Genomic DNA, 20,500 nt, shown 5'->3' with positions numbered 1-20,500 from the left:
TTATATATTACATGAAGACACCGTTTCTTCCTACTGGAATCCTATACGAAACTTAAATTGCAACAATACTGTAACCTCTTCGCAGGAAGCTGAACCTGCCGCAGCAACAAATAAGGCGCCCTTCCACTTCGGAAGGACGCCTTGATTATTCAGCTGTTTAGACCATTGCCGCCGCACTGCTCTCCAGCGAAGCCTTCCAGGCACGCAGCATATGCAGATCCTGCGGCAGGAATTCCTCCAGCATGTGGCTGAGTCCAAGATATAGCGGGCTGTCAGTCGCTGCGTTCAGCCGTTCACAGAACTGCGGTGTCCATTTCAGCAGATGCTCTTCGAGGAAGTTCTCCTGGATCTCCAGAAGCTCCATTGCACTGCGGATGGAGAAGCTGTTGTACAGCATCCGTTCATGCAGGACTGCCATGAATTCCAGTTCAATGGCGATATGGTCGTCAGCTTCCCCGCTGCATTTCTTGAACACAATGCCTGCCGAAGCATACACATCGGAAAGTACGTTACAGAATTCTTCTTCACGGCCGAGCTGGGCTGCTTCCCGGGCCACAAAAGTACTGGCAGCACGCTCATTCATCAGCCGCTTATATTCGAGCTTCTCTTTCTCACAGATGGCCGGCAGCATTGCTGGCTCCTGGCTGCACAGGTAACGCTTCAGTTCACGTCCGCCTTCGGTCATTTCTGCAGCAATACTCATCTCACGGTTGCGGCTCCACTGGGCGACCAGTGAGAGCGATGGTTTTCTTCCGTAGAAATCAACCAGAAGCTGATATATTAATCCCCGACTCTCCAGCCAGCGGCTACAAACCTCCGGCACGACAAGTGATGGAACTGTAGGTATAGTCATTTTGCAAATCCTCCCTATTGGTTTGCCGGACGCCGGGGCTTCCTTAAGGTCGCCGCCTGAACTTTCCGGTATCATAGCTGTGTTCTTCGCAAAAGTGAAAGGTTATAAAGTTTGAATCTTCCGCACCTAAATTATATCGAAATTGTTAAGCGCTTTCGGTGAGCATTCTATGACCATTCCCTGAAATTGTCGTACTTTTGTCAAAATTAGGCTGCGTCTTTCATCTTTCGTCACATATTATTTAGGTTGTCCGTTTCTTATGCTGTATGCATTCCCTCCTCTTCCATAATTGCGGATTGGGCCAGCTGAAGCCGTACACATTGACGCAGAGGAATGAAGTCTTTAAAATTTAAAATAAAACTCAACAGGTGAAGGAGTAGTGCCATGGAGCCGCTGACCGATCCTTTTGGACGGATACATGATTACATCCGCATTTCGGTTACAGACCGCTGCAACCTGCGCTGTATTTATTGTATGCCTGCGGAAGGAATGCAATTCCAGCCGCAGGACGAGATTATGAGTTATGAGGAAATTACCGCTGTAGTGGAAGCACTTGCGCCGCTGGGTCTGCGGAAGGTCCGGCTGACCGGCGGAGAACCGCTGGTCCGTAAGGATCTGGAGAAGCTGGTATCCATGATCTCCGCTATACCCGGTATTGAAGATATATCGTTAACTACGAATGGTCTGATGCTTCCGGCCAAAGCCGCAGCCCTGAAGCAGGCGGGCTTGTCACGGGTGAACATCAGCCTGGACTCCCTTCGGCAGGAACGGTTCTCCATGATCACCCGCGGCGGCGATGTCGCCAAAGTGCTGAAGGGGATTGAAGCCGCCGAAGCGGCCGGCCTGTCGCCGATCAAGCTGAATGTCGTGCTGATGAAGGGTATTAATGATGATGAGATCAAGGACTTCATCGCCCTAACGCTGAACAGCCCGCTGAATGTACGTTTCATCGAATATATGCCCATCGGCAGCGCAAGCGATGCCTGGCGGCAGACCTATCTCCCGCTAGAAACGGTAGTGGAAGCCTGCAATGAAGCAGGCTGGACTACCGAGGAAGCCGATATGCCTTCCGGGAATGGCCCCTCCCAGAACCGGCGTGTCACCGGGGCAAAAGGAACCTTCGGACTGATCCATCCGGTAAGCGAGCACTTCTGCGATAACTGCAACCGGCTGCGCCTCACCGCCGACGGCAACATCAAAGCCTGCCTTTACTGGGAGGATGAATATAATGTGCGGCCACTGATAAGTGATCCTGCTGCGGTGCAGGCTCTTTTCCGCCAGGCGCTCGGCAACAAGCCGCATAATCATGAAATGGCGCTGGCCCTGGAGCGTAAAGCGCAGAGCCATACGCCTACCGCCCGCCGCATGTCACAGATCGGCGGCTAACCGCAGGGCGGCATTACCGGTTGAACAAATAAACGGCTGAGATTCCCCGGAGGGGTTCTCAGCCGTTTTGCATGAATATTCAAAGGGAATGCTTTTCCTCAATCCTCAGCCGAGTTTAGTGATATCCGAAATCGATATCTCAAAATCCACGGATAAGGTTCCCCGGATCACATTACGCTCACAGTCTATTTTGGCGGATAGGTCCACACCCTGCATGGTCACGTCATCGCCTTTATAACGTCTGCGGGCCAGATAATAGGTTGCCAGCTCGCGGCGGAACTGAGCATGGCTATCTTTCAGCATCAATATATTGCGTTCACCAAAGACGCTGGAATATTTGCGGTAAGGGATATAATTGGCGAATCTCAGCAGAATATGATCGACATCCCACTTATAACGATTGGCCGATTCAATAATTTTGAATAGTGCCGTAAAGATCTCATTTTCCCGGGTAGAAATGTACTCTACGTACTCATCCAGCACTTCGATTTGTCCGTCCAACAAGCGATAGAGATAAGTATTGGCCGTTCCCCATTCCTTAAATTGAGCCGAGATCCGTCTCGCTTCTTCAGTATCTTCCCGAATCCAGCTATGATCCATATACAGGGGTACCATATCCAATGCAGTTTTATAGTTCCCACACTCCTCTTGAGCACAGGATTGAAGAAGTTGAGCGTATAAAATATAAGTGTATAAAGGTCTCTTGTATGCCTGTTCATAAGTACGTCCTGATTCTCTATGAAGCTCATATAGATTAGTAGCAATCCTCACCATTTCATCCGCTAATTCCATTACCTTTTGCCATTCATGTAATGAGAAATACGTATTAGCCAACTGATGTAAAGCATCTAATTGATTGACCTCGTCCAGTCTGCCCACATAACCTTCACATAAAGTAGCTGCAATTAAATTTTTGTGTTGATCATCGCTGAGACCTATTAAGAACAACCGATATTGGCAGAGCGCCAGACGCTCGGAATGCTGGTATTTCTCGCTGGCTCCCACATTTTCATAGATTAATGCTGCCGCCTGCCAGCTCTTTTGCTCAAATAATTCCTCGGCGACCTCAAACAGCAGCGGTACATAGAGAAGATTATCCAGCAAATTCTGTACAATCCGCTCAATACAGTCCAGACGTGACAGCGCCGCACATTGCAGCAGGAACGGCCTCAGCCGCCGCCAGGTTGGTGCCGAATCATACAGACATTCATCCACATACTTACTGTAAAAGTAGTCCTCGGGAAGTCCCATCCCGCGTGTAACACGGATCAGATGATTCATCGCCAAGGCCTGCTGACCCTTCATCACCCGGCTGAGTGTACCGGAATGTATGCCGCTGATGATAGCAAATTGATTAATGGACAGGTTATGCCTGAAGAGATACGCTGCTATTTCGTCCCGGATTTTGACTGTATGCTCCACAGTATTTATCACCCTTTTCACACGCTTATCCATAGAATATTAGATCTAACTACTCTGTTGTTTCACTTCATCTGTTCAGTTACTGCTAAGCAGGCGGCCTTTTCTTCATCCGGTAGGTATTATCATAAGAATTAAGCAGTTCATCCAGCACTACGGATTGCCGTATTACCTTAGGATGACCAAAACCGCCATATTGGACTTGCAACTTATGTAGCTTGCTTCTAGCTCTCTCAATACGAATTCTGACACTTGCCGGACTATACATGGAAATCCCGCCTCCTTATGCAATATTATAGATATTTATGTAAAATAATAAAATGTTAGTCTGAACGCATTACCTGTTAACGTGGTTATATATGGTGATTATATTTAATCCTTCCACAGTTATCCAAAAAAAGACGATCCTATATGGCAGGACCGTCTTTGGGGAATATTCAATTATCGGTGGAATGCATTCTTTATTCCGGAAATACAACTTTCGTTATTCAACCTCCACCGCCACCATGTCCCATGGGCTGAACCATTTGTTGTATCGGTTTGTCTACAATGCTTTCTACAGGCACGATAATCAATAAGGCCAAACTACACGAGGCTAGCAATATTAAAATTTTTCTTTTCATTCGCATCCTGCACCTCTCTAATTATAAGTTTGTATTGTTTCTGTTCTTCTTCTTCCGCTATATGACGGTATTGCTCAAATAGATCAACGCATTTGAAGACAATACTTTCACTATTTATTTTAGAAGATGATTCCAAGCTTTTTAATATATACCCAATTCCTTCGTTTCGCTTATTCTGCAAGTAGTATACTCCAAGCTCTGCAAGAAATCTGGCGTGTTGATCCGCTATAACCTGCTGATTGTACTCTCCAAACTCTGTCGGATGTATTCTATAAGGCGTATAATCAGAAAATTGTTCTAATATATGGTCTACATTCCAATTATACTTATTTGCAGATTTAATGATATTATATAACGCTGTAAAAATCTCACCTTCCCGAGCAGAAACATATTCCACATAGTCATCCAACACTTCTGCTTGTCCACCCAATAAGCGATATAGATAAGTATTGGCCTTACCCCACTCCTGAAATTGGGCTACGGTTCGTTTCGAATCTTCACTCTCATCCTGAATCCATTCTATGTCTGTGTATAACGGTACAAGATCAAGAGCAGATTTGTAGTCTCCGCATTCCTCACATACAATTGAGCGCATTAAATGAGCATATAATATATAAAAGCACAGCGGCCTTTCTCCAGTCTTCACCATATGTTTATGTTTCGAACGGCAATAAAGATCATAACGAATCGTCGCAAGCCGAAGCAGTTCTAGCGCAAGTTCATTCACTTTATTCCATTGTTGCAATGAATAATAGACATTCATCAATTCTTTGAGCGCATCCAGCTGGTCCGCCTCATCCAAACGCGGGATGTAGCTCTCAAACAGAGTAGCAGCGCGCAGGTTCGTGCTCTGATCATCACCAAGTGCGATCTGGAACAGGCGGTATTGGCACATAGCCAACCGTTCGGAGTACTGGTATTTCTCGCTGGCGCTTACATTCTCGTAGAGCAGTGCTGCCCCCGGCCAATACCCCTGCTGAAACAATCCTTCGGCTACTTCGAATAACATGGGAACATAGGTCAGATTATCAAGCAGATTATGTACCAGAAGCTCGATACAGTCCATGCGCCCAAGCTCTGCACACTTTACAATAAAAGGCCGAAGCCGCCGCCAGGTCGGTGCCGAATGATAGAAGCATTCATCTACATATAAACTGTAAAAATAGTCCTCGCGTACCCCCATCCCTGCAGTAATTAACTCCAGATGGCTCATGGCAATCGGCTGATGACCATTAATAATCCGGCTTAATGTCCCGGAATTAATGCCGGATCTTATGGCAAACTGATTGATAGACAGCTCATGCTTTGATAAATAGTCCACTAGCTGATCTCGAATCGTGGCTGCAGGCTCCAAGGAAACACCACCCTTCCGAATTCCATAATTTAGAATTTTGTGTTTATATCTGTATAGTAGGCGATTATATTCCAATGGTCAATAGACTAGATTCAGATAAAGTATGAATGTGTGAAGTTTTCGAAACAGTTTGGCAACGCGGTTGCCGAATCCGGTTCTTCATGGCTAAATTCACGCTAAAAGCTCCGCCACAGCTGTATTCCCATGTAGACGGCAATCGCCCAGATCAATAGTGCTGAAGCGGTATTCAGCCTCTTAATCACCTTACCGGAGGCATCCATCCTGCCGAGCAGGCGGCCCGCAGCGGCAAGACCCAGGAACCAGATCCAGGAGACGGCCACCGCAGCCGCCGCGAAAGCCCAGCGAACCATACCGTCATATTGCAGCGAGCTCGTACCGATGACGCCCACCGTATCCAGCAGCGCATGCGGATTCAGGAGGGAAACGGACAGTGCATACAGCATCTGTCCCTTCGGAGAGAGGCGCCCCGCCTCTTCCTGCGCCGGAGAAGAGCGCCAGATTCTCCAGCCCATGAAGCAGAGAAACAGGATTCCCGCACTGTATATAAGGGGCGTGACCCAGTCCAGCGATAGAATGACCAGAGAAATACCGCCTACTGCTGCGGTTATAAGCAGCGTATCGCATGCCGCTGCCGTCAGAACTACAGGCAGCACACTGCGGAATCTCGCGTGCTGTGCCCCTTGATTGAATACGAATATATTCTGCACGCCCAGCGGCAGAATAAGCCCGAAGGCCAGAATGGTTCCATGTACAATGGCTTCCGTCATAACTTCTTCCTCCTTCATGTAAGCTGTGATGCTGCCGGATGGACAAGCCTCCACAGCTTCTTGCTTCTTCCCGGTTAACGCATTCTGATCGTACTCTGGTGCAGAGGCTGCCGTAACCATCCAAGTTGTCCGTCTCATACCCAGCCAAGCTTAATAGACGACTATGAACCATGGTACACTCAAGGAAAGAAACCACAAAAGAGGAGCCGGTCCCTTGACACATCAGCATCCGCCAGATCATCCAGACTTAAGCCCTGCCGGTCCTTCCGGTCATCCTGAAGCTCCCGCACCTGCCGCTCTTGAAAAGGAGCCGGACGGCTCACTCCCTGTCCTGCAAGGCACATGGAAGCCGGACCCGGCTTCCCCGTTGCCGCTTCATAGTCAGATATCCTCCTACTTCTTCGCCAAGATCAGCAGCGGGGCCTGGCCTCCCGGGATGCGGCTGGCTCCGCAGCGTGAGCTCTGCCGCATGCTCGGTGTTAACCGCAGCACGGTGGTCACGGCGCTGGGCCAGCTTACAGCGCTGGGCCTGATTGAGGGCAGACGCGGCGGCGGGACCGTAGTTGTAGCGGATACACGTTCCGCCATCCGGCCCGCCGGCGGTTCAGATACGGTCACGGCTCCGGCAGCAATGGAGCGGACGGGCAACTGGAATGATTATGTGGAGGAAGGGATTCACTATCCCAACCTGCCTACCGTACAGGATATCAACCGGCTCGAATATGAGCCGGGTCTGATCCGACTCGGCACCGGTGAGCCTGCGCCGGAGCTGCTGCCCGGGGCGGCGATGAACCAGGTGCTGGCCGGGCTCGCGCAGCGCATTCTTCCACCGCTCTCTTATGAGGAACCGCTCGGCAATCCGGCGCTGCGGGCTGCGGTAAGCCGGATGCTGGCCCGAAGCGGCATTGCAGCCGACCCCGCCTCCATTCTTATCACCTCCGGGGCACTTCAGGGACTCCAGCTTATTGCTCTGGGCCTTCTGCCGCGCGGCTCATCGATCCTGCTGGAGAAGCCGTCCTATCTGTATTCGATTCATGCCTTTCAGTCTGCGGGGGTGAAATTCAGCGGGCTGCCCATGGACGGACGCGGGCTGATCCCGGAGCATCTTACAGCTGAGGCTGTCCGCAGCAAGGCGGCGATGCTCTACAGTATCCCTTCCTTTCACAATCCCACCGGAATTCTGATGGATGCCGGGCGGCGCCGGGAGCTCATGCAGGTCACAGGCAGCCTGGGGCTGCCTATTCTGGAGGATGGTGCCTATCAGGAGCTGTGGCTGGATGCACCGCCTCCGCTGCCGCTGAAGGCGCTGGACCGCGAGGGCAGAGTGCTGCATCTGGGCACCCTGTCCAAGGCAGCCAGCCCCGGCCTGCGCATAGGCTGGATTGTCGGCCCGGAGCCGGTGGTCCGGCGGCTGGCCGATATCAAAATGCAGAGTGATTACGGCGCAAGCTCCCTGTCACAGCTGGCTGCCGCCAGTTGGCTTGAGGACGGCTATCATGAGGAGCATCTGCAGGTGCTGCGCGGCAGACTCCGGGAGCGCCGTGATCTTGTGCTGGAGCTGCTGCAGCTTCATTGTGCCGGACTGGCAACCTGGAATGTACCGGCAGGCGGATTCTACATCTGGCTGTCCCTCCTGCATCCTGTGCCTCCGCGCAAGCTGTTCACTGCAGCCCTGCGCGCCGGATTGCTGCTGAATACAGGCGATCTGTACGACCGCAGTGACCGCGGGCACCTCAGACTGTCCTACGCTTATGCTTCTCCGGCAGAACTGGAGCGCGGAATTGCCCTGCTGGCAAATGTAATCAGGGAAGCTCCATGATTAACACGAATAGCCGGATAACATATAGCACATAACAAATGACAAAAATAATTATTTGTCATTTGTTATGTGCTATGTTATGCTCATGCACAGGAAGGGGAAATACCCGTGAATAAAACAGGCTCTTTTTTGAGCAAGACAGAAATCCTTAATGCCGCTGAACAAACCCTGCGCAAATACGGGCCGGACAAGGCTTCAGTCACTGATGTAGCGAAGCTGCTGGGCGTAAGTCATGGAACCCTGTACCGGCATTTCCCCAGCAAAGCTGCGTTGCGGGAGGCGGTGACGGAACGGTGGCTGGAGGAGATGATTGTAGCTCCGCTAACTGAAATTGCCGCGATACCCACAACCAATGCCTTGGGGCAGCTTAGAGATTATATCGCTAAGCTCGTAGAGCTTAAGCAGCATCATGCTTCACAGGACAGCGAGATGTTCAAAATGTATGCAGCCGTCACTGAAGAATCGGCAGCGCTTGTTGAAGTCCATATCCGGAAGCTTCTCGATCACATTGACCTTCTCATTGCCCAGGGCATGGAACAAGGTCTTATATCACGGAGTATCCCGGCGGCGGTACAGGCACGTTCAGTCCTCTATGGCACCGCACGCTTTCACCATCCGGCGCACGCCTATGAGTGGCGCAGCCCGGGCATCATGCAGGAATTCGCCCAGCTCTGGACACTGCTGGAAAGAGGATTATCCGTACAGTGAACTACCCCCCACCTATAGAGGTGGCGGCTTCTTGGAAACAACCCGGACTTGCTCAAAACGGCGTACATCCGTGAGCAGCGGTCAGATTTATTGCGCGCTTAAGCAAATGGAGGGAGCGGCTTCTCCTCTCCCTTCGCATCTGCTCAGCGCCCTACCCAAGCGATCCCCGCAGTCCCTGCGGTTCGGGGTCCAGTTAACGCACTCCTGTGCCTTGCAGCAGGCGAAGCCCTTCGGTTCGAATGTTCAAGCTCGGGCATTGACGTCACGGTCATGGTGGACACCGCAGCTGGGGCAGCTCCATTCCCGGATGTGGAGCGCCTTCTTCCCGCCTGGATGCCCACAAGCCGAGCACAGCTGGCTCGAAGGAAACCAGCGGTCCACCTGTACGACTTGTTTGCCGTACCACGCCGCTTTATAGGTCAGTTTGGATAGAAAGCTTGACCACGAGACGTCATGAAGCGACCGGGCAAGTCTGCGATTCCGAACCAACCCTTTGACATTCAGCGACTCCACACTGATCACATCGTGGTTGTTGACGAGATCCGTGCTGAGTTTGTTCAGAAAGTCATTTCGTTGGTTGGCCACTTTTTCATGCAGCTTGGCGACCAGAATTCGCTGCTTCTGGTAGTTGCGGCTCTCGCTGAGCAGATGTCCGTCCTTCTTCGCCTGCTGCGCCCGGCGCGATAGTTTGCGCTGCGCTTTCGCTAGGGTAGCGGCGGTTTGGGCGAGAACTCTCGGATTCGGTACCTTTGTTCCATCCGAGAAAATTGCAAAATGCGCAAGACCGAGATCAATCCCGATCACCGAACCCGTTTGGGGTTTGGGCGGAATGTCCGTTTCGCACAGCAGGGAGACAAAGTACTTGCCGGATGCGGTGCGGGAGATCGTCGCTGACTTGATCACCCCTTCCGGTTGTCGATGTAGTTTGATACGTACCGGCTTCATTTTGGGCAGCTTCAGATAGCGACCCGCCTGAATTGCAATCGTTCCTTTTTGATTATTCGTGGTGTAGGATTGAACGGGATTTTTGCGGGATTTCCACTTGGGGAAACCAGAGGCGGGCTGCTGGAAAAAGTGGCGGTAGGCGGTATTCAGGTGGAGTTGCGCATTAGCCAGAGCCAAACTATCGACTTCTTTAAGAAAGGGAAATTCATTTTTGTATTGCGCGGGTGCCTTGAACTTGATTTTCTCACCAGTTTCTTGATGCTTTTGGTACGATTCGATGCGGTCATGGAGCATGAGATTGTAGACTTTGCGTACGCAGCCGAAGGTTTTGGCGAATAGTTCCGCCTGCTGTGTTGTGGGTTCCAGGCGATATTTGAATGTTTTGAGCACAAGAAGGCCTCCTATATACGTGGTGCGCCTTCGATTTGCTGTTCAACCCGAAGGCGAGTCCGCAAAATAGAACAAAGTTCCGGCTGGCCAAATCAACCATGGACGCAATCCACGAACAAATCGGACAAGACCATTACAGGAACATACATTCGCTTTCCCTAGCATAACCGAAATCCCTTTAAAATCCAAGTCCAAACCGTTGTCATTCATCCAGCCACTTTAGAAGTGGGGGAATTCTGACAACTTTTTGTTAAATTCAAGGAGGAACTACTAATGACACAATCATTACAAGGCAAGGTGGCTATTGTTACCGGCTCATCAAGAGGAATCGGGCGGAGTGTCGCTGAGCGGCTGGCGGAGCAGGGGGCTTCCGTTATCATCAACTATTCGAGCAGTCCCGCCCAGGCAGATGACGTAGTGAAGGCCATTCGGGCGGGCGGCGGAACAGCCGCTGCCCTGCAGGCAGACATCAGCAAGCCTGCCCAGATTGAACAGCTGTTCAAGGAGACCAAGGCGCTCTATGGAAAGATCGATATCGTGGTCAACAATGCGGGGATTATGATGAATTCCCTGATCGGAGAAGCTACTGAGGAGCAATTCGACAAGCAGTTCGCCATCAACGTCAAGGGCACCTACTTCTCCTGCCAGCAGGCCTTCTATCACCTCGAACAGGGCGGGCGGATTATTAATTTCTCCACTTCCGTCAACGGCCAGATGTTCCCGGCCTACAGTATTTATGCCGGCACCAAAGGTGCGGTTGAGCAATTCACCCGCCAGCTTGCCAAGGAATTCGGCAGCAAAGGCATCACCATCAATGCGGTGGCACCAGGACCAGTAGCCACAGAATTGTTCCTGGAGGGCAAATCAGAGGCCGTACTGGAAGGGCTGAAGAAGGGCAATGCCTTCGGACGTCTGGGCCAGCCGGAGGATATTGCCGGCGTGGTCAGCTTCCTGGCCGGAGAAGGCTCCGGGTGGATTACCGGCCAGACCCTCCGCGTCAATGGCGGATTCATCTGACTTGCAGAGGTATACGTACGACTGAAGCCGTCCCCTCACCGGGACGGCTTGTTATCTGTATGCTGCCTTCGTGAAGTTCAACGATCTTCTTCACCAGCGGCAGTCCCAGCCCGCTTCCGCCGCCCCCGCTGACGCTTCTGGATTTGTCCACTTTATAGAAGCGTTCGAAGATCCGCGGCAGCTCCTCTTCGGCAATGCCGATTCCGCTGTCCTTCACCTCCACTTCAATCTGCTCCTCTGAGATGCGCAAGGAGACGGTAATCCGTCCGCCCCGCGGGGTGAACTTGATGCTGTTATGCAGCAGGTTGGTCCACACCTGGCTGAGCAGGTCTTTTACCGCAACCACGGTGGTTTCTGCAAGATCTGCCTCTACCTCAATATCCTTGCCCAGCCACTGAGGCTCTGAGGCCAGGATCATCTCCTGCAGCTGCTTATCCAGCCTGTAGGGCTTCCGCTCGAACGGGAAGCTCTCTGCCTCCAGTGCCGACAGCTTCAGCAGATTGTCGCTCAGGCCGGACAGGCGGCGGCTCTCCGCTTCAATGATGTCCAGGTAATGCTTCCTGCTCTCAGTACTGAGGCTGTCATCCTGCAGGGCTGCGGCGAACCCGCGGATGGAGGTCAGCGGCGACTGGATCTCATGCGATACGTTAGAGATGAAGTCCTGGCGCATCGTCTCCATCCGGCTCAGCTCAGTGGCCATTTCGTTAATCCCCTCTACAATACCGCCAAACTGCCGGTACTGGCCGCTGTTCTCCAGTTCGATTTTGAAATCACCTTTGGAAATCTGCCGCATCGCCGTCAGGATCGGCACATAGAATCTCTGGTCCTGCCCGCGGGTAGCGAAAGCGATGGCGCCAGCCACGCAGAAGAAGATAATCACCTGCATGCCCATAATAAACAGATGATAGCCGTATTCGGAGAAGGACCAGCCGAAATGCCGGACCAGCAGCCTTGAGCCGAAATAGCTTCCGTTCCAGGAGATAAAGAGCATCGTCAATATGCCGGCTATAGGCGCAATCACATTGATTTTCTTCCATACTTTTCTGATTCTGTCCAGCATGCTTATCCCTCCAGCCGGTAGCCAAGGCCCCGGATCGTGCGGATGGCGAACCCGAATTTATCCCGGGGAAACCGCTCGCGCAGACGGCCCACATGCACATCCAGCGTCCGCTCATTACCTTCAAAATCATAACCCCAGATCTCTTCAATCAGCCGGTCGCGTGTCAGCGTCTGACCCGGATAGCTGGCGAGCTTGAACAGCAGCTCAAATTCCTTAAGCGGCAGCGTAATATCGCCATGCTCGGATACAACCTCATATGTTCTGCGGTTCATCCGCAGGCTCCCTACGGTAACGCTCTGGGCGGCAGAAATTTGGTACCGCTTCAGCAGCGCCTTCACTCTGGCGATCAGTACGGGCGGCTCGAACGGCTTGACCAGATAGTCGTCAGTACCGAGCTCGAATCCTTTGACAATCTGTGAGGTTTCACCTTTGGCTGTCAGCATCAGGATCGGGAAGTCATATTGCTTGCGCAGCTCCCGGCACAGCTCCCAGCCGTCCATATTCGGCATCATGACATCAATAATCGCCAGATCGGCCGGGGTCTCTTCGAGCAGCCGCAGCGCCTCCAGCCCATCGGAGGCACTCAGCACTTCTTCCATGCCTTCAGCTCTCAGAAAGACTCCCACCAATTCGCGGATGTGCGGATCGTCGTCCACTACCAGTATTTTGGCCATTTCCTGTAGAACCCTCCTCTATCACACTGCCCTGAAGCTCCGGCGTATTCATCTGCAGCTGCTGCTCGGCAAATTCACGGTACAGCTCATGATCCCGCAGCAGCTCTTCATGTGTTCCCTTGCCGGTTATCCGGCCCTTCTCCATAAATATAATCTGGTCCGCATTGACGACTGTAGCCAGTCTGTGGGCAATGACAATCGTGGTCCTGCCCTGCATCAGATTGCCCAATGCCTTCTGTACAACGGCTTCCGACTGGCTGTCCAGACTGGACGTTGCCTCATCGAGCATGAGAATCTTCGGATCGCGCAGCAGCGCTCTGGCAATGGCGATCCGCTGCCGCTGTCCGCCGGACAGCTTCACTCCGCGTTCGCCGACGTCCGTATTGTACCCGTCCGGAAGCTCTGCAATGAAGCCGTCAGCATATGCCATGGCCGCAGCACGCTGCAGCTCCTCCTTACTGATCTCGCGGTCCAGTCCATATCCCAGATTCTCGGCAATCGTTCCGGCCAGCAGCGGACTTTCCTGCGAGACATAACCGATCCGCTTACGCCAGGATTTCAGGGAGAACATCGATACCGGCTTGCCGCCCATCCGGATAACACCGCTCTGCGGCTCATAGAATCGTTCCAGCAGCGAGAACAGCGTCGTTTTACCGCCGCCGCTTGGACCGACAATCGCTGTCACCTGGCCCGGCAGCATCGTGAAGCTTATCTTGTTCAGCACTTTGTCTCCCGTTTTGTATCCGAAGCTGAGGTCTTCCACATCGATTGGGCCTTCCTCGCTGCCAGCCTCTTCTACACCTTCATACACTTCTTCCTCTGCCGCAAGCGTCTCGATAATCCGCTCCGAGGCACCTTTGGCCTTCTGAAGCTGCGTGAAGAATTGAGTCAGCTGGGTCAGCGGCATAATAATCTGGATCAGATACAGAATGAAGGCCACCAGCTCACCGGCGGTCAGAACCCCCGAGGACACCTGCATTCCGCCATAGCCGATAATCACCACAAGCAGCATCATGAAGACGAAGGAGACCAGCGGGCTGATCATCGCGCTGATTTTGCCCTCACGGATGCCGAAGGACAGCAGGTTCATAATTCCGCTGCGTCCGGCTTCATATTCCTTCTGCTCGGCTCCCGAGGATTTAACCAGCCGGATTTCAGACAATACACCGCTAAGTGTGGCGGTGAAGGAGGCTGTCTCATCTTGTGTGCCTTTTGATATTTTGTACATCTGCCGGCCCAGCGGTACCAGAATCAGCGCGGACAGCGGGAGGACGGTGAACAGTACCAGCGTCATTTTCCAGTTCAGGAAGAGCAGGACAGAGATTGAACCGACAATGGAGATCACGCCGGTAAAGAGGCTGGCCAGATGCTCCGAGATCAGTGTCTTGAGAATTCCCGTATCATTGGTCATCCGGCTGACGCTTTCACCTGTCCGGTTCTCATTGTAATAGGACACAGGCAGCACAAGGAATTTGCGCCACAGCCGGTCCCTAAGTCCGGCGACAATCTTCTGCCCGACCGCATTCAGCAGATATATCGAGACGCCGCCGGCAAGGGTCTGTGCGATGAAAGCTCCGGCAATTCCGGCAATCTGCAGCTTGCTGACGGAAGCCAGCGAGAAGCCGTCGACCAGGTTCTTCGTGAACATTGGAATAACAAGACCCACTAGGGTCGAAATCATACTAAGGCCAAGAGCCAGAGCCAGCAGCATGTAGGAGGGTTTGGTTTCGTGCAGCAGCTTCAGGAACGGCTTCATCGCGGCTCCCTGCTTTTGCGGTGCTTGAGTGTTCTTCATGGTTAATCCCCTTTTCCGGCGGATAGATGTCAGGAACAGCTGATGTCCCGCTTCCGCCTTCCAACCTAGAATAACTGTGCTTTGTAAACTGAAATTAAACTGTTAATTTACCATTGATTTGTAATTCCCTATATAAGTTGGTTTGTATCCCTTTTCAACAAATGTTACAGTGATAGAAGCGGCAGCTTCTGCCGTTCTAAGGATTCAAGGCATCTGGCGGGAAAGGAGTGCAAAGTTTGCGGGAGAACCTCGATAAGCAGCTGTCTTTCACCTCTCTTAAATGGTTCAACTTCTTCGTATATGGAACGGTCGTCCTGTTCACCAGCTTCTTTCCGCTATATCTTCAGATCATGGGAATGAATAAGCTGGAGATCGGGAGCCTGATGTCGGTAGGTGCGCTCGTCTCTATTATTGCCAATCCCTTCTGGGGTATCTGGAGTGACCGTTATCAGAATATCCGGCGGATTGTCCTGGTCATGCTGACCGGCACGCTGGTCTTGTCCCAGCTAGTCTTTCAGGCGAATACATACGAGATGATATATATTTCTATTCTGTTCTTCTACTTCTTCCAGGGGCCGCTGTTCGCCCAGAGCAATACCATGATCCTCAGCTATATCGACGGTACCAGCCAGCGGTTCAGCTCATACCGGCTCTGGGGATCGTTAGGCTGGGCGTTTACTGCCATACTGGCCGGACCCGTGATTGAATGGGCCGGTGTTTCCGTGCTGTCTTATCTCTTTGCAGCACTGCTGTGCGCAGCGATGATTGCTCTGATCGCTATGCCGAAGCTTGATCATTCGATCGGAATCGCCCCCTTGCCATTCAGGGGACTGCGTCAGATCTTCTATAACCCGTTCTTCCTCTGCTTCATCCTCTTCGGCATTCTGGTCTCTATCCCGAATACGATGAATAATACCTTTGTGTCACTGTACATCACAGAGCTGGGGGGAAGCAAGACCATGATTGGGCTGGCCGTGTTCCTCTCTTCCATTCTGGAGATGGGAGTGCTGCTCTTGTGCAATTATATTCTTAAACGTAAAATCTCTGTACTGCTGGCCTCTCTCACGTTCGTCAGCGCCCTGTTCTTCCTGCGCTGGTGGATGATGGCCGATGCGACCACTCCACTACAGGTTGCCCTCATTCAGGTGCTGCACTGCATTACCTTCGGCGGATTCTTCTATGTCGGCACCCAGCTTACTATGCTGCTTGTTCCAAGGGCTTACCGGTCCTCGGGACAAGCACTCTACACGCTTACGTGGAGCGGAATATCCGGCATCCTCGGCGGCGTGCTCGGTGGCTGGATGTATCAGAATCTCGGCGTGCAGACGATGTATCAGTCCGGTGCGCTCCTCGCCCTGTTCGGCACCATCGGCTTCGGCCTGATGTGGCTCTTCTTCATCCGCGGCGGCTACCGGCCTCCGGCTGATCCCGAAGACGGAGCGGCAGAGGAGTAGCGATGGGACCAGAGGTGGGCGGGACCGTTCGATTCACAGCACACAGCAAACAGGCTTGGCTTCCCGGACGGGAGGCCAAGCCTGTATTCATTCATGGAGAGTCTAGCCTTGCTTGGGCTGGAAAGAGCTCTTCAGGGAAACCACCAGATTGAATACCAGATGCTCCGGTGATGAATATTTGCTGTCTACATTAAAGTAACCATGGCGGAAGAATTGGAACTTGTCCTGCGGCACGCTGTCCTTCAGGCCCGGTTCGACGAAGCCCTGGATGATCTCGATCGATTTCGGGTTAAGCTGATCCAGGAACGTAGGCTCCGGCTTGCTCTCAGCAACTTCCAGTCCTTCGATTTCGGCTTCGGTCTCAGCCTCTTCGGCGGAGATCAGCGGCTCATAGAGGCGGAATTCTGCCGGTACCGCCTGGCTCGCATCGACCCAGTGCAGCGTTCCCTTGACCTTGCGTCCGGTGAATCCGCTGCCGCTCTTCGTTTCAGGATCATAGGTGCAGTGCAGCTCAATAACTTCTCCGTTCTCATCCTTGATGAACTCGTTGCACTTGATGAAGTAAGCATTCTTGAGCCGCACCTCGTTGCCGGGGAACAGGCGGAAATACTTATTCGGCGGAACTTCCATGAAGTCATCGCGTTCAATATAGATTTCCCGGGAGAACGGAATCTGGCGGTTACCCATTTCCGGGTTCTCCACATTGTTCTCAATCTCGAAATACTCGGTTTCGCCTTCAGGATAATTCGTAATAACTACCTTCAGCGGCCGCAGCACAGCCATGGTCCGGGGTACCGTCAGCTTGAGGTCTTCACGGATGAAATGCTCCAGCATCTGCAGGTCTACGAGGCCCTGGCTCTTGGAAATGCCTGTCTCATGCACGAAGCTGCGGATTGCTTCCGGGGTATACCCGCGGCGGCGCAGTCCTGATATCGTCGGCATGCGGGGATCATCCCAGCCGTCGACATGGCCTTCATCCACCAGCAGCTTCAGCTTGCGCTTACTGGTAACGGTCTGGGCCAGATTAAGGCGCCCGAATTCATATTGATGCGGCGCAGCCGGCATCTCGCATTCTGCTACAACCCAGTCATAGAACGGGCGCTGATCCTCGAACTCCAGCGAACAGAGAGAGTGGGTAACATGCTCGATCGCATCTTCGAGCGGATGCGCGAAGGTATACATCGGATAGATGCACCATTCATCGCCTGTATTGTGGTGATGAGAGTGAGAAATTCGGTAAATGACCGGATCACGCAAATTGATATTCGGAGAGGACATATCGATTTTGGCGCGCAGCACCTTCTCGCCGTCCTTGAATCCGCCTGCCCGCATGCGGTGGAACAAGTCCAGGTTCTCATCGATACCGCGTTCACGGTAAGGACTGTTCTGTCCCGGCTCCGTCAGCGTTCCCCGGAATTCACGGATCTGCTCTGCCGTGAGATCATCGACATAAGCTTTGCCCTTCTTGATCAGCAGTTCGGCCCGCTCATACATCTCCCCGAAATAATCCGAGGCGAAACGCAGCTCTTCCCATTCGTATCCGAGCCACTTCACATCTTCCTGAATGGAGTTCACATACTCCGTGTCTTCCTTGACCGGATTGGTGTCATCGAATCTCAGATGGGTCTTGCCGCCGAATTCATCAGCCAGTGTAAAGTTAATCCAGATCGCCTTGGCATGTCCGATATGTAAATAACCGTTCGGCTCCGGCGGAAAGCGGGTGACCACTTCCTTAACCTTGCCCGAGCGGAGATCTTCGGTAATGACGTTCTTAATGAAATTGGAGGGTGTACCCTGGTTCTCCACAATGATCAACCTTTCGTTCTGTATTATTACTACTTCCTTGTATAAACATGTTTCCTATTAATATACCCGTTAGGCAGGGAATGTTCAATAAAAGTTAAACAGAAACGGCATTCCTGTCCCTGATGTACAACGTATCTGTCCCGGTGAAACTAAGGCGCCAATAAGATCCCGCAGCGATAAAACTGCATCTTTGACTTCTCTCCCGGCGATAGAGTAGCATGGATCATATAGGATTACCGAGAAGAGGAGGGTACCCATGAAACCGATCAAACTGCCCAAAGAGCAGCGGGAATTGATCACCGAGAACATCCGCGCATACTTCGAAGCCGAACGCGGGGAAACGATTGGCCATCTGGCAGCAGATAATCTGCTGGAGTTCTTCCTGAACGAGCTTGGGCCGGTTGTCTACAACGGGGCACTGAGTGACTGCCGGACACTGGCCTCACAGCGCATGCAGGCGCTGGAGGAAGATATCTACGCTCTGGAGTGGAAAAAGCGTTAGGGCAGAAGCTTATACCTTACGCCGCAGAGGGGGAAGCCGCATGTTTAATTATGTCATTGATGAAGAGCTGAAGCTGAAGCTGCTTATGCCTGAGCATGCCCGCCATATGTACGCCCTGGTCGAGCGCTCGCGCCACCGGCTCAGGCAGTGGCTGCCTTGGGTGGACGGCGTAGCCGAGCAGGCCCACCTGACTACTTTCATCAAGAATGCCGTGAAGCAGGGCAGTGACAATGGCGGCTTCACGGCCGGACTGTGGGTCCGGGAGGAATTAGCCGGGATCATCGGGTATCACGAGATTGACTGGCATAACCGGTCTGTCGGTATCGGCTACTGGCTGGGTGAAGGCTATGAAGGCAACGGCTACATGACCAGCGCCTGCCGGGTATTCGTGGATTATGCCCTGCTGGAGCTGGAGCTCAACCGTGTAGAGATCCGCTGCGCCACGGGTAACACGGCAAGCAGAGCTATTCCCGAGCGGCTCGGATTCATCTTCGAAGGCGTGATCCGCGAGGCGGAGAAGCTGCCCGCAGGTTATGTGAACCACGCAGTCTACGGTCTGCTGCGCAGCGAATGGAAGCTGCTGGGCTGACAGCAAGGCAGCAGCAGGCATCATGTTATTATGCGCACTTATACGCAGCATACGCCAGAACCCCCGGAGGCATAACATAAGCCCCGGGGGTTCTGGCGTACCGTCTTCCCATGGTATTGCTCCGGTCTAATTCTCCGCTGCCGCAAGCCAGCCCCGGAATTTGTCCCGGATGCCGGCCGTGAGGCTGTCCAGCCCGGCTAGCTCGGCTAGTCCGGTCTTATCCTTGCGCCCGTGCTCCATTGAGTACAGCACCTGCTTCACAGGGAAACTTCCCGCTCCGCTCTCCCGCTTAATAATCCGGTCACCGGATGCAATCCTGCCTTCACGCAGCACGCGGAAATAGAACCCGCTGTAACCGGTAGACAGCACACGCGCAGGCATGTCCGCCGGTCCATGCTTCTGCGAGAGCTTGAAGCAGGGGAAGCGCGGCTGGCTTACCTGCAGCAGTGCCGTACCAATCTCAAAGACATCCCCGATGCACACCTCGGTCTCCAGAAGTCCGCTCACTGTGATATTCTCACCGAATGCGGAGTAGTCCAGCTTCCGGCCAAGCAGCTCTTCCCAGTAGGCATAATGCTCAACCGGATAGACGCAGACGGCCTTGTCGGGGCCCCCGTGGTTTACCAGATCCGCTTGCCCGTCCCCGTCGAAGCCTTCAGCATGAAGCTCCAGCGGGCCGTGGACCGGCAGCTTGTAGATTCCCGTTTCCAGCGGTTTGCCGCGGTAATCTACGGTCTTCGGCTTGCCTACATTAAGTGAGACGACTTCCATCTTGATTCCTCCTAGTCCAGCATGCAGCTCATGAATACCTCATCTACATATCTTCCGCCCAGATAGAACTCCTCCCGCAGCCGTCCCTCCTCCTCGAATCCGCATTTGCGGTAGAACGAGAGTGCCGGTGTATTGCAGGAGAGCACACGCAGGCGCAGCTTACGGATTCCATTCTCTGCGGCATGGCGCTTGATCTCTGCGATCAGCCGGCTGCCTACACCCAGGCGCTGGAAGCGCGGATGTACGGCAATATTAACCTCGCATACATGGCGGTTGCTCTCCATTCCGCTGGGACAGCCGAAGCCGACATACCCGCATAGCTCCCCGTCCTGCAAGGCTACAAGCTGGGAGCCGGGCGGTGCATGCAGCAGATAATCCTCCCGGGAGCGCCACATCAGCGGACCGGGTGTTGTCTCCTCTGTCCAGATCATATTATCGAGAATGATCAGCTCACGGGCATCCCTGATTTCAGAGGGACGTATGGTGAAAGCCGAATCCCTGTTTAGTTGTTGCATAGCTTCTACACCCCTTGCCTTGCTAAGCAGAT

Annotated in this window: 19 protein-coding genes; 7 read left to right on the top strand and 12 right to left on the bottom strand. The window is 52.9% G+C overall.

All coding sequences use genetic code 11. The features are described 5' to 3' along the window. Nucleotides 1-157: 157 nt before the first annotated feature. A complete protein-coding gene (locus NSU14_RS34560; RefSeq protein WP_039309109.1) occupies nt 158-853 on the bottom strand; it encodes a TorD/DmsD family molecular chaperone in 696 nt (231 codons plus the stop codon). 384 nt (nt 854-1,237) lie between these two features. Between NSU14_RS34560 and moaA the strand changes: the two genes are divergently transcribed. Continuing rightward, entirely contained in the window at nt 1,238-2,239 is a 1,002-nt protein-coding gene (gene moaA, locus NSU14_RS34555) for a GTP 3',8-cyclase MoaA (RefSeq protein WP_039309112.1), read from the top strand. A gap of 105 nt (nt 2,240-2,344) precedes the next feature. Here the strand turns inward: moaA and NSU14_RS34550 are convergent, their stop codons facing one another. From NSU14_RS34550 to NSU14_RS34535, 4 genes are all read right to left on the bottom strand, one after another. Then, entirely contained in the window at nt 2,345-3,694 is a 1,350-nt protein-coding gene (locus NSU14_RS34550; protein WP_156118747.1) for a helix-turn-helix domain-containing protein, read from the bottom strand. Between the two features lie 52 nt (nt 3,695-3,746). Then, entirely contained in the window at nt 3,747-3,926 is a 180-nt protein-coding gene (locus tag NSU14_RS34545; protein WP_042140272.1) for an aspartyl-phosphate phosphatase Spo0E family protein, read from the bottom strand. A gap of 317 nt (nt 3,927-4,243) precedes the next feature. Continuing rightward, nucleotides 4,244-5,635: a helix-turn-helix domain-containing protein gene (locus NSU14_RS34540; protein WP_340948748.1), complete on the bottom strand. Its 1,392-nt coding sequence runs from the start codon at nt 5,633-5,635 to the stop codon at nt 4,244-4,246. A 176-nt stretch (nt 5,636-5,811) separates the two neighbouring features. Then, nucleotides 5,812-6,423: a LysE/ArgO family amino acid transporter gene (locus NSU14_RS34535; RefSeq protein ID WP_340949040.1), complete on the bottom strand. Its 612-nt coding sequence runs from the start codon at nt 6,421-6,423 to the stop codon at nt 5,812-5,814. Between the two features lie 331 nt (nt 6,424-6,754). Here NSU14_RS34535 and NSU14_RS34530 point away from each other — a divergent pair, with 331 nt between their 5' ends. Both NSU14_RS34530 and NSU14_RS34525 read left to right on the top strand, forming a co-directional pair. Next, a complete protein-coding gene (locus tag NSU14_RS34530) occupies nt 6,755-8,242 on the top strand; it encodes an aminotransferase-like domain-containing protein (protein WP_076246056.1) in 1,488 nt (495 codons plus the stop codon). A gap of 108 nt (nt 8,243-8,350) precedes the next feature. Then, on the top strand, nt 8,351-8,950 hold the full coding sequence (locus tag NSU14_RS34525) for a TetR/AcrR family transcriptional regulator (protein ID WP_042140274.1): 600 nt from the start codon (nt 8,351-8,353) through the stop codon (nt 8,948-8,950). Between the two features lie 243 nt (nt 8,951-9,193). On the opposite strand, the gene tnpB is transcribed toward NSU14_RS34525, so the two are convergent. Next, the gene (gene tnpB, locus NSU14_RS34520; protein WP_445670076.1) at nt 9,194-10,285 is read right to left on the bottom strand and encodes an IS200/IS605 family element RNA-guided endonuclease TnpB; all 1,092 of its coding nucleotides are present in this window, start codon (nt 10,283-10,285) and stop codon (nt 9,194-9,196) included. Between the two features lie 273 nt (nt 10,286-10,558). Between tnpB and NSU14_RS34515 the strand changes: the two genes are divergently transcribed. Further along, nucleotides 10,559-11,302 (top strand): SDR family oxidoreductase, encoded by a 744-nt coding sequence (locus NSU14_RS34515; protein WP_340948746.1) that lies wholly within the window; start codon nt 10,559-10,561, stop codon nt 11,300-11,302. Here the strand turns inward: NSU14_RS34515 and NSU14_RS34510 are convergent. The 3 genes from NSU14_RS34510 to NSU14_RS34500 are packed head-to-tail and all read right to left on the bottom strand — an operon-like array spanning nt 11,295 to nt 14,831. Continuing rightward, nucleotides 11,295-12,362, bottom strand: coding sequence for a sensor histidine kinase (locus NSU14_RS34510; RefSeq protein WP_171720701.1), 1,068 nt, complete (start codon nt 12,360-12,362; stop codon nt 11,295-11,297). The genes NSU14_RS34515 and NSU14_RS34510 overlap by 8 nt on opposite strands. A 2-nt stretch (nt 12,363-12,364) precedes the next feature. After that, complete coding sequence (locus NSU14_RS34505; RefSeq protein WP_042140278.1) at nt 12,365-13,036, bottom strand: response regulator transcription factor; 672 nt, start codon at nt 13,034-13,036, stop codon at nt 12,365-12,367. Further along, nucleotides 12,966-14,831 carry an ABC transporter ATP-binding protein gene (locus tag NSU14_RS34500; protein ID WP_340948744.1) on the bottom strand — a complete coding sequence of 622 codons (1,866 nt, stop codon included), beginning with the start codon at nt 14,829-14,831 and terminating at the stop codon, nt 12,966-12,968. The genes NSU14_RS34505 and NSU14_RS34500 overlap by 71 nt, the downstream gene beginning before the upstream one ends. A 236-nt stretch (nt 14,832-15,067) precedes the next feature. Between NSU14_RS34500 and NSU14_RS34495 the strand changes: the two genes are divergently transcribed. Next, a complete protein-coding gene (locus tag NSU14_RS34495; protein ID WP_042140280.1) occupies nt 15,068-16,285 on the top strand; it encodes an MFS transporter in 1,218 nt (405 codons plus the stop codon). A 102-nt stretch (nt 16,286-16,387) separates the two neighbouring features. On the opposite strand, the gene NSU14_RS34490 is transcribed toward NSU14_RS34495, so the two are convergent. After that, entirely contained in the window at nt 16,388-18,100 is a 1,713-nt protein-coding gene (locus NSU14_RS34490) for a glutamine--tRNA ligase/YqeY domain fusion protein (protein WP_340948743.1), read from the bottom strand. Nucleotides 18,101-18,347: 247 nt separating this feature from the next. Here NSU14_RS34490 and NSU14_RS34485 point away from each other — a divergent pair, with 247 nt between their 5' ends. Both NSU14_RS34485 and NSU14_RS34480 read left to right on the top strand, forming a co-directional pair. Next, complete coding sequence (locus tag NSU14_RS34485; RefSeq protein ID WP_340948741.1) at nt 18,348-18,593, top strand: DUF2164 domain-containing protein; 246 nt, start codon at nt 18,348-18,350, stop codon at nt 18,591-18,593. 40 nt (nt 18,594-18,633) lie between these two features. After that, complete coding sequence (locus NSU14_RS34480; protein ID WP_039309141.1) at nt 18,634-19,182, top strand: GNAT family N-acetyltransferase; 549 nt, start codon at nt 18,634-18,636, stop codon at nt 19,180-19,182. A gap of 126 nt (nt 19,183-19,308) precedes the next feature. Here NSU14_RS34480 and NSU14_RS34475 read toward each other — a convergent pair whose 3' ends face one another. Then, nucleotides 19,309-19,953, bottom strand: a complete 645-nt coding sequence (locus NSU14_RS34475; protein ID WP_083705700.1) for an MOSC domain-containing protein — start codon at nt 19,951-19,953, stop codon at nt 19,309-19,311. An 11-nt stretch (nt 19,954-19,964) separates the two neighbouring features. Continuing rightward, entirely contained in the window at nt 19,965-20,468 is a 504-nt protein-coding gene (locus NSU14_RS34470; protein WP_039309145.1) for a GNAT family N-acetyltransferase, read from the bottom strand. Nucleotides 20,469-20,500: the final 32 nt, after the last annotated feature.

Origin of the sequence: Paenibacillus sp. FSL R10-2771 (assembly GCF_038000205.1) — a bacterium.
GTDB classification, from domain to species: Bacteria; Bacillota; Bacilli; order Paenibacillales; family Paenibacillaceae; genus Paenibacillus_AQ; species Paenibacillus_AQ phytohabitans.
This window is presented reverse-complemented; position numbering and strand designations above follow the sequence as displayed.

What these genes read in the sequence shown, in the direction of transcription:
- NSU14_RS34560 (WP_039309109.1), bottom strand. Translation starts at nt 853, where the DNA reads ATGACTATACCTACAGTTCCATCACTTGTCGTGCCGGAGGTTTGTAGC.
- NSU14_RS34485 (WP_340948741.1), top strand. Translation starts at nt 18,348, where the DNA reads ATGAAACCGATCAAACTGCCCAAAGAGCAGCGGGAATTGATCACCGAG.
- NSU14_RS34500 (WP_340948744.1), bottom strand. Translation starts at nt 14,831, where the DNA reads ATGAAGAACACTCAAGCACCGCAAAAGCAGGGAGCCGCGATGAAGCCG.
- NSU14_RS34515 (WP_340948746.1), top strand. Translation starts at nt 10,559, where the DNA reads ATGACACAATCATTACAAGGCAAGGTGGCTATTGTTACCGGCTCATCA.
- NSU14_RS34475 (WP_083705700.1), bottom strand. Translation starts at nt 19,953, where the DNA reads ATGGAAGTCGTCTCACTTAATGTAGGCAAGCCGAAGACCGTAGATTAC.
- NSU14_RS34505 (WP_042140278.1), bottom strand. Translation starts at nt 13,036, where the DNA reads ATGGCCAAAATACTGGTAGTGGACGACGATCCGCACATCCGCGAATTG.
- NSU14_RS34545 (WP_042140272.1), bottom strand. Translation starts at nt 3,926, where the DNA reads ATGTATAGTCCGGCAAGTGTCAGAATTCGTATTGAGAGAGCTAGAAGC.
- NSU14_RS34480 (WP_039309141.1), top strand. Translation starts at nt 18,634, where the DNA reads ATGTTTAATTATGTCATTGATGAAGAGCTGAAGCTGAAGCTGCTTATG.
- NSU14_RS34510 (WP_171720701.1), bottom strand. Translation starts at nt 12,362, where the DNA reads ATGCTGGACAGAATCAGAAAAGTATGGAAGAAAATCAATGTGATTGCG.
- NSU14_RS34470 (WP_039309145.1), bottom strand. Translation starts at nt 20,468, where the DNA reads ATGCAACAACTAAACAGGGATTCGGCTTTCACCATACGTCCCTCTGAA.
- moaA (WP_039309112.1), top strand. Translation starts at nt 1,238, where the DNA reads ATGGAGCCGCTGACCGATCCTTTTGGACGGATACATGATTACATCCGC.
- NSU14_RS34535 (WP_340949040.1), bottom strand. Translation starts at nt 6,423, where the DNA reads ATGACGGAAGCCATTGTACATGGAACCATTCTGGCCTTCGGGCTTATT.
- NSU14_RS34550 (WP_156118747.1), bottom strand. Translation starts at nt 3,694, where the DNA reads ATGGATAAGCGTGTGAAAAGGGTGATAAATACTGTGGAGCATACAGTC.